Raw genomic sequence first — 12,431 nt, forward strand, 5'->3', positions numbered from 1 at the left:
TCTTAGTGTTTGCTTAATGTTCAATGCTGTTGTATAAAAAAAGAGCAACTTAAGGGGGTGAACCATGATAGATAAAACTATAGATGTACTCGTATTATTGTTGTTCTTTTTATTAGCCACAACTATTTTATACCTCATAGGGCAATCAGTAGGCCATGATTTTACGACCTTCAGAATTAGCTAAATAATAATCACATTATTTTAAACTAAACCACCTTCGGGTGGTTTTTAAGGGCTACGCTGTGATGTGGCTTTTTATCACCCAATTCACCATAATGTTGTCACTTAAGAAATATTGTGATGACATGAAAAAAATACTTTTGATGGTTTTGGTGGTTGGGTTGGTTGGGTGTTCGCAGAGCGAGTTAGACCGTTTGAAATCAGAGAGATCTAGGCTTGATGCGCAGGTGGTAGTTGTAGATAAAAAAGCAAGCGAATTGAGGGAGAAATGTGAGCAAGCACTTATTGAGTTTAATGAAGCACGGCAGAGTAAGAAACTAGACCAAGAAAAAATACGCAATAAAGGCATTGAGATTTGCGAAGATGCTGGGATGGAGCTGAAAAAGAGCATTGAAATAAGAAATGAGTTGCTCAAGCTTGAGGTCGCAATAATGTCAAAAGAAGGTAAGGAGAATTAACACACAAGATAACCAACCCACTTCGGTGGGTTTTTTATTACCTAACTTTCAGCCCACTTCCTGTGGGTTTTTTTACGCCAATAGGAAAGTAAAATGTCTCAAGAAACAAGTTTAATCATTAAGATTGATGCACAGAACGCACAAATAACCGTACAGCGACTAAATGAAGAACTACAGAAAATTTACAATCAGGGTAATCGTGCGAGCGGTTCCGCTGGCGATCTTGGGCGGACTTTCCTTGGTGTAAACAATAATACTCAGAAACTTAATACATCTTTAGGTAATACCAACCTAAGTATTGAACAGCAAAGCCAACAAGCTGAACGGAACTCTAAGTCTTTGCAGCAAATGGCTCGTAGTAATACAGAGGCTGAAAAGTCAGCAAATGGTTTGTCAAATGCTTACCAGAAGTTAGCAGGGTATATGACTGGTATTTTAACTGTTGGGAGTGCTATTTCACGTGCCGATGGATGGGTACAAATGGCGGCTCAAATTCAAAATGCTGCCGGCAGTGCTGAAAAGTACGACATGATTCAAAAGCATTTACTTGAGACTGCAAATACAACATACCGTCCATTAAAAGAAGCACAACAAGTATATTTGGATGTTGGAACTGCGCTGGAGGCGACTGGGGATTCAACGGAACGAGCTTTAAGAATCACAGACAGTTTGTCGTTTTCTTATACGCATAATGCAACTGCGGCAGACAAAGCAGCCTCAGCAACAAATGCCTTTAAAAGTACAATTTACAGTCAAAAAGTTTCCAACCAAAACTGGCTTTCAATACTTTCTGCCGTACCGAGTATTGTTGATGATTTGAATAGAAGTACCGGTATAGCCAAAGATAAAATTTTGCAAATGGGTAATGCAGGGGAATTATCATCAAGACAACTTAATGATGCACTGGATAGTAATCGTGAGCATAGCGAAAAGCTTGCAAATGGTATGTCTAATAGCTTAACAGACGGTCTCACTGTGTTGGGTAATGCCGTTGACACCTATCTTGGTAATTTAAATAAAAGTGCTGGTGCAACAGATTCTCTAGCCGGCCAATTAGGTAAGCTTGCTGAAAACATAGATTTAGTTGCAAAGGCCGCTACATTGGTTGGTATCGGTTTTATGACAAAAACGATTATTGCGCACACTGTTGCTACTCACGATGCAATTGTGAGTAGTAATCAACGCCGTGCGAGCTTAATCGCTGAAACACAAGCAAATGCAGTAGCGTCAGCAACTGAGGTAAGGCGAACAGCGGCAATTGTTAGTTTAAGGGTAATGCAATTGGCTGATGCACAAGCTACTGCAGCGCGTATGTCTGGAATGGCTAGACTGGCATATGTGCAAACTACAATACTCCCGCTTGAAACAAAGCTAACGCAAGCTACGTCAGCTCATGCGGCAGCAATTGCTATAGATACGGTTAATCAAAATGCGAATAATGCTGCGCGATCTCGTGGAGCCTTATTGCTTGGGGCGCTTGGCGGGTGGACGGGTGTCGCTACAATTGGCGTGATGGCTTTATCGGCAGCATACTTATTATTTAACGACAGTGCAAAGTCTGCAACCAGCACTCTAAATGCTCAAATCACACCAGTAGATGAGCTTGTTAAAAAATACTCAGAGCTTGATGCATTACAGCGCAAAACATACATGCGCGAACTTGAAATTGAGCTTAAGTCGCTAACAAATGCATATACAGCATCTTATGCAGAATTAAGCGGCTACGTTGAATGGTTGGAAAATTCAGGATCGGTATCTGAATCAACCGCGCGTAAAATGTCAGAGCTATTAGGCCAATACACGAGAGGCCAGATTGATGCTACGACATTCTCAACAGAAGTCGGAAATCTCATAGGGGTGCAGCAAAAACATAAAGACAAGATCGATGATTTAACTACAGCACAAAGCAAGTCAAAGGTTGAGTATGAGCGAGTTAAGGCAGCACAAGCCGCACTAACAAATCAAACGCAGTCAGCTATTGATGCCAACAATGGCGAGACAAAATCCATTGATGCTAAACGTGAAGCTCAGCAGAAGCTCAATGCTGAACAGCAGAAAGCTTACGACAAAGTAAAAACAAGCCTCGAAAAAGAGAACTACATCAATGTGAATAAGGGTAATGGTTGGAGTTATGAGAAAGCTCTATACATGGCTAACTTCCGCGAAGATAGCGGTATGGGTTTTGGTCCCGATGCTAAAACGTTATCTAAAGAGCAGAAAGCAATGGCGGAGGCTGGGTGGCTACTTCAATTGCGAGAAGAAGCAAGAGCTAAGGCGGCCCAAGCCACAACCAAGGAACTTAAGGAGCAAGAGAACACAACGAAGAGATTGGTTGGCCTAGTTGGTAGTACAGGTCGTAGCAGTGGCAATCATCTGCATGTACAGTATCCTAAAGGGTCAAATAAGGGAGGTGTTACTGCTGACCATATGTCACGTTTTCAGCTTGGCGGACAGACTTTGAAACCGAGCATGACAAACTCGCATTATGGAAAAGTTCGTGATGGTAAAAAGCACGGCGGTTGGGATTTTGCAGCACCTGCTGGAACTGAAGTTACTACCAATGTTGCTGTAAAAGATGTTCAAAAGATGGTCTCTGAAAATGGCGGCCACACATCGCGTGTAACTTTCGCTGATGGCGTTGTCATTGAATTGATGCATCAGATTCCAGCAATGATGCAAAAAGTGAAAGGTGGTGCAAGTAAAGGTAGTAGTACAAGCTCAAGTAAAGATGCTTTCAAAGCATTTCAGGATCAGCAAAAAGAAGCCGAACAAGCTGCTAAAAACCGCATTCAGCTTGAAATGAATGTTGCTGATCAGGTCACTAAAATCAAGACCAAGCTGGCTGAAGATTTTAAAGAAATCGATAAGGCGGGATTTAGCGATGATAAGGCCAAAGCACTGAAGGCCAAGTATCAGGCTCAGGCTGATAGTGAAATTGAACTTGCGAAGTTTGCACTACAAACAAAGCTAGATGATTATTCTGATTTTCAGAAAACCGAAATGCAAATGCTCGAAAAAAGCTATGCACAGAAGAAAGTCTATGCGGCGCAGGATTTGGAGTTAGGTGCCAATGAGCGTAAAGAGGCTGTAGTTCTTCTTGATAAGCAACTTAAGCAGGAGCAAGCGATGCTTATGATTGCTCAAGAACAGCGTATGTTTCAAATGCGTCAGCAATTCTTAACTGAAACCCAAGCTATGCAAGAGCGTTATCGTCTTGAAGAAGCTGAGCTAATTAAGGTTGCTGATCTGAAAGAGCGTGAGTTCCAGCGCCAAATGATTCGACTTCGGCAAGAGGAAGAATCTAGAGCACGTTTGCAAAATGCTCAGATGAATTGGGCTAATGTTGATGCGCAAATGAAAGGCACTACTGGGCGTATACAGGTTGAGCAAGATCGTTTTAGTCGTCTTGATTCATCTCAACAGTTGTTTGATGCACAGATGGGCGCCGTGGATGGTGGTGAGCAAGGGGCTTTAGGACGTTTGCAAGAGCAAAGAAATCAGGACCTCATTACTGAACAAGAGTTTGAGAATCAGAAGACTTTGATTTTACAGACTGCATTAGAGACCAGACAGGCTATCTATGATGCACATGCTTTACGTCAAACTGAGGTTGAAGAAGCCTATCAAAAGGATTCCATTAACTTGCAATTCACCCAAGCACAACAACTCACTGGCTCATTTGCCAATATGTTTCGTGGGATTTTGGGTGAGAGTTCAGGTGCTTATCGGGCAATGTATGCAGCGCAGCAAAGTTTTGCGATTGCTCAAGCAGGGATGAATATGTGGTCATCTGCATCTAAGGCATACAACGACTCTTTAAGTCCAACGGTGTGGGGGAGAATGGCTGATGCCAGTAAGGCGATGCTCGATCAAGGCACATTCTTAGCAATGATTCAGTCAATCACACCGCAAGGCTTCTCAACCGGCGGTTACGTTCGCGGTCCCGGTACAGGAACAAGCGATTCAATTCCTGCATTTCTTTCTGACAAAGAGTTTGTTGTGAAAGCTAGCGCCGTGGAGAAAATTGGCGTTGATAATCTAAATGCGATGAATCGTACTGGAGAGTTACCGCAAGTTCAGCGTGAAAGAAGACAGGCACAGGTAATTGGGGCTGCAAGCTCAGGTGACGTTATTAATGCTCCGATTACTGTGCAAGTTAGTGTTCAAGCGGATGGATCAAGCAGCGTGGACACACAAGGGCAGGCTAAGCAGCTTGGCGACATGATCGGCAATGCAGTGCGGACAGTCATTAGGCAAGAACAGCGACAGGGTGGGTTGTTGAGCAAATAAATTGTATTGAGTACAAAACCACCTTTTGATGGTTTTGTACTCAACAAAAGGTTACAAATAAATAAGGAGTTATTTTATTTTTTTGCTAACATAATGAAATTAAATGTATTTAATTATTTTATGGCTAAGTATACAACCGAGAAAATTATTGAACAATTCAGAAGTATTCATGGAAATCGGTACGATTATTCATTGGTCGACTATCAAGGCGATAAGTCAAAGGTAAAGATTATCTGTAAGGACCACGGGGAATTTAAACAATGGGTTGGCGTTCATAAGAAAGGTAGTGGCTGTAAGAAATGTTTTTTAAGTTCAATAAAACCAAGAGGTAATATAGAGCAACTCCTCGTAGATTTTAGAAAGGTACATGGAGACAAATTCGACTATTCCTTGGTTGAGTATGTACATTCACAGAAAAAGGTTAAAATAATCTGTAGAACACATGGTGTGTTCGAGCAACACATAGCCATGCACAGGAAGGGGCAAGGGTGTGCCAAGTGCATGTATGATGGAAAGAGGCATTTACTTGGTGATGTAATACATAAGTTTAATGAAATACATGATGGTAAATACGACTATTCACAAGCGATATATGTAAATACCGACACTAAAATTAAAATAATATGCCCAAACCATGGTGTATTTGAGCAGGCAGCAGAAAAACACCTGCATGGTAATGGCTGCCCTAAGTGTATTGGTAGACATAAAACGCAAGAAGAGATAATAACCGAGTTCACTCTAGTTCATGGGCGCACTTATGATTACAGAAAAGTAAAACTCGTGAGCGTGAATAGCAAGGTGATGATTACATGTTTTACGCATGGTGATTTTAACCAAAACCCCAGCAACCATCTTAATGGTCAAGGATGTCCAAAGTGTGCTGGAACATCAAAATTATCTCTAGGCGAGGTTATTGAGCAATTCAGGCTAACTCATGGCAAATTGTATGATTATAGTTTAGTTAAATACAAAAATAGTAAGACAAAAATTGAAGTAGTATGTAAAGAGCATGGTGTATTCGAGCAATCACCAGGTAGTCATAAGCGTGGCAATGGATGTCCAATATGCGCGGGTAATTATAATCTTGATACCAATACAATAATTGAGCAATTTAAAGAAACACATGGTGATAGATATGACTACTCATGCGTGAATTACACTAGAGCCTTTGGTAATATTCAAATTATTTTTCCTGAGCACGGCGTATTTTTGCAAACAGCAAGATCTCATAAAAGAGGAAGTGGTTGCCCAGATTGCGCTGTAACAATTGGGCATACAAAGAGTAGTTATATTGAGTACTGTGATTTATATAATGGTAAAACACACTTATATTTAATTGAGTGCAGTAAAGATAATGAGCTGTTTTACAAGATTGGAATTAGTCGGCTTGGGGCAAATGAAAGGTTTAACACTAGACGGAAAATGCCTTACAAGTTCAAAGTGCTGAAAGAGATATATGGTGATGCCAGCGCTATATGGGATTTAGAAAAAAGCCTACACATATCGTTATCACTACACAAGTATAAACCCAGTATTGATTTTCATGGCAAAACTGAGTGTTTCTTGGTAATAGACGACAATGTATTTGAATTAATCAATAATTTCATTGGTAACTAGATTATATGTTATGTACCTCAACGACTTCAAAAAAGAGTAAAGCAAGATAATCCAAACCGCCATCACGGCGGTTTTTTTGTTATGAAAGTAAGGATTACCTTGACCAGCTACCCTCAAAATACAAACTTTAGGCTAATGTTTATACTGTGTTAATTTTGTTAATATTAGTTACCTAATTTAACACAGTAGATACATTATGAATAAACTTCTTATTACTGGATTGTTCAGTATTGCTTTTTGTGCAAATGTACAAGCTGGAGATCTATCCCCAAAGTCTATCTTTGCTGAATACTCTTATCAAAAGGGTGATTTTGAAAACGATAGCGGTGTGAATATGAAGGGATTTGGTATCGGGCTTTCATCCTCACCGCAAGCAAGTGGGTGGTGGGGTAAGTTTGAGTATCAAGGTAATAGTGATTTTGATGGCGATTACTATGAGGTGTCTGGCGGTGGGCATTATAATTTTCTGAGCACAGATCGTTTTTATGCAATAGGAACTCTTGGTTTCGGCGCTGGAGTATTGGATGTTAAAAATTTCGATAATACAGCATACCTCACGATTCCATTAGGCTTGGAGGGTGGTGTTAATTTTACTCCTAATCTATCTCTTTATGGTGGTGTTGGTTATAAGTGGGCTTTCGACATTAGCAATAATGATAAAACGCGCTGCAACGATGGATCAACAAGCAATAGCTCTGGGTCGGGTGCTTGTTCATGGCATGGTGGTGTGAACTCTCACTACACCTCGAATAGCATTGGTGATTTTGATGGTGTAACTTATAAAACTGGCTTGCGTTACAACTTCTAATAGGTGATGTTATGAAGCAGTTTGCATTTGGGATGGTTCTTCTGGTCGGTTTTTCTTCTTTTGCAGATGCCGGAAGAGGGAGACAGCCTTGTTCAGGGTCTAAAGGTGGTATCAGCCATTGCAGTGGTGATAAATTTGTTTGTAAGGATGGCAGCATTAGCGCATCTAAGAAAATTTGCAGTTAGTAGTCATAAAAACCACCTTCGCGTGGTTTTTTGTTATCTGCGCCGTGAAACGATTACGCAAATAAAGTAAAACCCACTCATCCGAGTGGGTTTTTTATTGGAGAAAATTGAAAATCTCTTAAGTATTAACATTTTAATTTTCATGACGTAATATCAAGTGGCTGAATTTTCAGCTAACTTAATTGCATGAGGTTAAAATGAAAGACGGAATATATTTCGTGAAATTTAAAAGTAGCATCCAAGACTTTGGTGAGGGTGTGGTGGTTGTGAATAAAGGCATTATAAATGGTGCGGATTTTGGTTTTACATACAAAGGTCGGACTAGTAATAATAAGGCAATTATTGAGATATTCCAGCACGACTTAGAGGTAGAGTCGGTGTTTGGAGACATAAAAAGTTTCCAGATTGAACTGGTTATTAGTGATGTTTCGGGTGGATATCTATTGAAAGGTGGTATTAAAGACACCCCTAATATTGAAATTATAGTTGAGGCAAAATACGTTGGTGATTTATTAGCTTAATTCCACAACTTCACAGGAAGGACGCATTTGCGTCCTTTTTTATTATCAAAAGGAAAGTAAAATGAAACGATTTTCTATTAATTTATTAGTTAAATCATGTGTAAAATATACTGGCAAAACAAAACAGGAACTCGCGAGAAAATGGGCTGTTCACTATTTTTTAACTCGATCTAAAACAAAAGCTTATTGGCGAACAATTTTTTCTTAATGTCGTAACCTCATGCAAGTAACCACGACATGCACATAAGGTGGAGTTGTGCCCACCACCTATAAAATTTCATGCCTCGCATTTGCGGGGCTTTTTTATATCGAGAGCAATCATGAAAGTAATACAGTTTAAGAAGAGCGGGCAATATACAGGTAACTGTGATGAAGTGACTAAGGCCCTTGGTGGTACTGTGACTTATACGGGGCAGTGTGGCAGTAAGGGAATTCAAAAAACCTATGAGCGAGGTGATCAGTGTCTGCCGCTTCAATTCAACGACTGGATTATTGATATTGACGGTGTGGTTCTTATTTTAAGTGAAGATCAATATCGTGTATTGAAGTCAGTTGTAATCGCTCAGCCATTTGTTATTAGTAAGCAAATTGATGATGCAATTAATAAAAACATTACGAATGAACAACGACAGGGTGGATCACTACGCCATAAATAGGTTAATCACATGAGCGACAGACTATTCAATTATGAAACCGACCTCGACGGGAATAATGCATCAACTCAGTTCGCCGTGCTGACTTCAAAATTTGGAGATGGCTACGAACAAAATACCAGTGTTGGAATCAACAACAAAAAGGGGCAGTGGGCGTATCAACGTACAGCCTATTCAGCCGAGATTCTCGCGATCAAACAGTTCTTTGATGATCATAAAGGTGCTGACTCGTTTCTTTGGAAGCATCCAAAGCATGGCTTAGTTCGCGTTAAAACAGATGTTCAGTATCAGGAGGTTGATCTAGGCGGTGACGTTTGGCGCATCTCAACAACATTTTTTCAACAGTTTTAATTTAACCCAATCCAACTGCCCGCATCTGCGGGCTTTTTTGTGAGCAAGATATGACTATTCAATTAAAAAACTTAGGCACGGCGCCAACAGGTGCCGGTGGTGATACAAATCGATCAGGCGCAGCCAAGGATAACGAAAACTTTAGCAATCAGCAGCATGCGGCAAGTCGGATGGTGGGGGAGGCTGCAGGCAATGTAATGCAGGTTGGGGCGTTCGGGTTAGGGGATCGGTTAGGCTCTCCATATATCAGTAAGGAAACGAATTTAACCAACATACCAAACGGTCTTTATGGTCTTGAAAACGGCGGGCATGCAGGACTCTTGATCAGACAGCCGGGTGGGGCTGGATTCAAAAGGTTGACTATATTTGGCTTTCCCGCAGACAACAATATTCCAGATGCATTCTACTATGCTATAAATTTAGATGACGGGAAGACGCTTTCAGAGCTTAAATCCTCAAGACACATCTTGCACACATCAAGAAATACAACCACCGACTCGAACGGCTTCATCAAAAAAGCATCTCCAATCATTCAGCTTTTCGCAGACAAACTCACAGCGAATGACGAAGCTGTTGAACAACACCCAATTTTCGAAAAGTTAGATACTGGTCATTACCTCATTAAGGATACGGAAGGCTTTGCAAAGCAAGGCTGGTGGATCCAAGTGCCGACCGACACGAACGGCAATAAGATTTGTGCGGTTGAATATCAAACACTGGAAAACGGCGATCTTGAAATTAAAACTTTTAAGAAAAAGCTTAATGATGATGGTGACATTGTTGCAAGCCATGACAAACCAATTGACATCCCAAGTAACTCAAATGGTGAGCCGCGCTGGATTGATATTCGTTTGAATGAACTACCTAAAAAGCCAACTGTGCAGCGAATTCCGCGTACTGAAAAGCAACCTAAAATGGTCAAGCAGCTCAAGTACGCACCACAACTGACCTACATCACAAAACTTGAAGATCTATACGACGATGAGGGTAAGCCTGTCATTGTTGGTGGTAAGAACTATCAAAAGCCCACAACCCACATTCACACCGATGCAAATGGCACTCCAATCCTAACTGATCAGCAAGTGATGAATGAAAAGGGTGAGCCGGTATTTGAGTTTGTTCAAGAGCTTGATAGTGATGGTAAGCCTGTCTTTGAGGATGTGCCTGTGCTTGATGAGGATGGAAATCAAATCTTTGATGAGGTAATTCATGAACCTTAATAGTGATTTTCAAAAGCTTTATGTCGATGGTCTGATTCGACTCTATGAACTTGATGCTAGCGCCCTCGGTGCTGGTATTTTACGTTTTCATGGACATATTTCTTATGAGGATTGGCAGCGGATCTATAGCTATGCGGGTTCAAATGTGATGGCAGGAGACACCACCCAAATGGCTGGAAAGCTGTTTAATAATGGCAAAGATAAGGTCTGGATGCGAAATATCACGTTTGGCGGTCAGACTTTCGAGCCTATGGCTTTGGAAGTCTCAGGACTTGAAATGCGTAGTGATGGTAAAGCCTCTGCGCCCACTTTAAGCATGGCCAATAATATCAATGGTATCCAAGGTGCCGTATCAGCTTACTGTTTACGATTTGGTGATTTTGCAGGAGCCAAAATCAAAGTCATTACGACCTTGGCCAAGTATCTGGATGCGGCCAATTTTAGCGGTGGCAATGCTTCAGCTAATTCCAATGAGTCAAAAACACAACTTTGGTTCATTGAGCAAAAGACTTCTGAAAATGCCAATCAGGTAAGCTTTGAATTATCTAACCCTGTGGATTTTGAGGGCTTAAAGATTCCAACTCGACAAATCTCTAATTATTGTGGTTGGGAATATCGTAGTGAAGAATGTGGGTATATCGGTGCGGCAATGTTCACAAATAAAGATGAGCCCACAGATAATCCTGCGCTAGATCGCTGTAGCTTTAGAACGTCGGGATGCAATTGTCGTGATAATGAACAACGCTTTGGTGGCTTCCCTGCATCGAATATGGTGTAAATATGAAACTCACAAAGAAACTTAAAGTCGATATCTTGGCACATGCCGAACAGTGTTACCCCGCAGAATGTTGCGGGGTTATTGTTTTGGGTCGTTATATTCCTTGCCGTAATGTTGCAGAACAAGGGCAGTTTCAAATTCATCATCAAGACTTGGCTAATGCTGAAGATCTTGGGGAAATTGAAGCTTATGTGCATTCCCACCCCAATGCGACTGCACGTGCTTCAGACTTGGACCTATTACAGATTGAACTACATGAAAAACCTTGGGTGATCTGTGCATGGCCAGAGATTGAATTTCAGGTCTATGAGCCTTGCGGTTATCAGGCCCCATTGATTGGCCGTGATTACTATCATGGCTACCAAGACTGCTATTCGATCGTGCGTGACTTTTACAGCCGTGAACTAGGCATTAACCTGATGGATTTCGAGCGTCAGGACGACTGGTGGTCTAATAAAGAAAGCAAGTCACTCTACCTTGATAACTTGGATGCAGCAGGATTCTATGAAGCAAGTGAACCGCAATATGGTGACATGCTGGTGTGTAATGTTGGTCGGACTGAGCATCCCAATCATGCTGTGATCTGGCTGGGTGACCAGTGGCAACTCAAGTCAGAACAAAGTACAGCATGTTTTGGTGGACCACTTATTCTGCATCACCCATACAACCGTAAGTCAGTACGTGAAATCCTTGGTCAGCAATGGCAAGAACGTGTTGTCAAAATCGTGAGGCATAAAGATGCTTAAAACAATCAAGTTATACGGTGTACTTGGTAAGAAATTTGGCAAAGAGTTTAAGTTAGCAGTTGAAAGCACACGGGAGGCAGTTAAAGCTTTATCCGTGCAAGTACCGGGCTTTGAGCAATTTATGTTAACGGCTCACGAGCATGGTTTAGCTTTTGCCATCTACCAAGATGATGAAAACATTGCTGAGGATCAAATTGATTTTGATACCGGTGCTGAAGTGATCAAGATTGTACCGCAAGTGATTGGTGCGGGTGGTAATAATGGGGTGTTACAGGTCATTCTTGGCGTTGTCATGATTGCTGTAGGTTATTTTACTTTTGGTGCAACAACGGCTTATGGTGCTGCCTTGATTGGTGCTGGTATTGGTATGACTATTGGGGGTGTTGCTCAGATGCTTATGCCCAAGGTTAATGCTCAAGATCAAAACCAAGATGGTAACAAATCCAACCATGGCTTTGGTGGAGCTATCACAACCATTGCTCAAGGTAACCCAGTCCCAATCCTTTATGGTCAACGTGAAGTTGGTGGCTTCATTGTCAATGCTGGTCAGTTTGCCGTTGATACCTTTAGTTCAACTGATGCTGGTTATACAGGCGGAAGTGGTGGCGGTGGTAAGAAATAATC

General features: G+C 41.3%; 12 protein-coding genes. All 12 read left to right on the top strand.

Annotation, left to right across the window (positions count from 1 at the left end; genetic code table 11):
• The first annotated feature begins 305 nt into the window (after window positions 1-305).
• The 12 genes from FD716_RS05550 (at window position 306) to FD716_RS05600 (ending at window position 12,429) form a co-directional block, all read left to right on the top strand.
• On the top strand, window positions 306-638 hold the full coding sequence (locus FD716_RS05550; protein ID WP_139851356.1) for a hypothetical protein: 333 nt from the start codon (window positions 306-308) through the stop codon (window positions 636-638).
• Window positions 639-986: 348 nt separating this feature from the next.
• Window positions 987-4,928 carry a tape measure protein gene (locus FD716_RS05555; protein WP_228714986.1) on the top strand — a complete coding sequence of 1,314 codons (3,942 nt, stop codon included), beginning with the start codon at window positions 987-989 and terminating at the stop codon, window positions 4,926-4,928.
• A 6-nt stretch (window positions 4,929-4,934) separates the two neighbouring features.
• Window positions 4,935-6,545 carry a DUF723 domain-containing protein gene (locus FD716_RS05560; RefSeq protein WP_228714910.1) on the top strand — a complete coding sequence of 537 codons (1,611 nt, stop codon included), beginning with the start codon at window positions 4,935-4,937 and terminating at the stop codon, window positions 6,543-6,545.
• Window positions 6,546-6,741: 196 nt separating this feature from the next.
• Window positions 6,742-7,353, top strand: a complete 612-nt coding sequence (locus FD716_RS05565) for a hypothetical protein (protein ID WP_139851358.1) — start codon at window positions 6,742-6,744, stop codon at window positions 7,351-7,353.
• A gap of 11 nt (window positions 7,354-7,364) precedes the next feature.
• Window positions 7,365-7,538: a YdcA family protein gene (locus tag FD716_RS18820; RefSeq protein ID WP_171476991.1), complete on the top strand. Its 174-nt coding sequence runs from the start codon at window positions 7,365-7,367 to the stop codon at window positions 7,536-7,538.
• Window positions 7,539-7,735: 197 nt separating this feature from the next.
• On the top strand, window positions 7,736-8,059 hold the full coding sequence (locus FD716_RS05570) for a GrlR family regulatory protein (protein ID WP_139851359.1): 324 nt from the start codon (window positions 7,736-7,738) through the stop codon (window positions 8,057-8,059).
• A gap of 320 nt (window positions 8,060-8,379) precedes the next feature.
• On the top strand, window positions 8,380-8,715 hold the full coding sequence (locus FD716_RS05575) for a hypothetical protein (protein WP_139851360.1): 336 nt from the start codon (window positions 8,380-8,382) through the stop codon (window positions 8,713-8,715).
• 9 nt (window positions 8,716-8,724) lie between these two features.
• Window positions 8,725-9,063 (top strand): phage tail protein, encoded by a 339-nt coding sequence (locus FD716_RS05580; protein ID WP_139851361.1) that lies wholly within the window; start codon window positions 8,725-8,727, stop codon window positions 9,061-9,063.
• A gap of 50 nt (window positions 9,064-9,113) precedes the next feature.
• On the top strand, window positions 9,114-10,283 hold the full coding sequence (locus FD716_RS05585) for a phage tail fiber protein (RefSeq protein WP_139851362.1): 1,170 nt from the start codon (window positions 9,114-9,116) through the stop codon (window positions 10,281-10,283).
• On the top strand, window positions 10,273-11,061 hold the full coding sequence (locus FD716_RS05590; RefSeq protein ID WP_139851363.1) for a phage minor tail protein L: 789 nt from the start codon (window positions 10,273-10,275) through the stop codon (window positions 11,059-11,061). Before FD716_RS05585 ends, FD716_RS05590 begins: the two co-directional genes overlap by 11 nt.
• A gap of 2 nt (window positions 11,062-11,063) precedes the next feature.
• On the top strand, window positions 11,064-11,807 hold the full coding sequence (locus FD716_RS05595) for a C40 family peptidase (RefSeq protein ID WP_139851364.1): 744 nt from the start codon (window positions 11,064-11,066) through the stop codon (window positions 11,805-11,807).
• On the top strand, window positions 11,800-12,429 hold the full coding sequence (locus FD716_RS05600) for a tail assembly protein (protein WP_139851365.1): 630 nt from the start codon (window positions 11,800-11,802) through the stop codon (window positions 12,427-12,429). The genes FD716_RS05595 and FD716_RS05600 overlap by 8 nt, the downstream gene beginning before the upstream one ends.
• Window positions 12,430-12,431 lie beyond the last annotated feature (2 nt).

The organism is Acinetobacter pullicarnis, from assembly GCF_006352475.1.
GTDB lineage: Bacteria > Pseudomonadota > Gammaproteobacteria > Pseudomonadales > Moraxellaceae > Acinetobacter > Acinetobacter pullicarnis.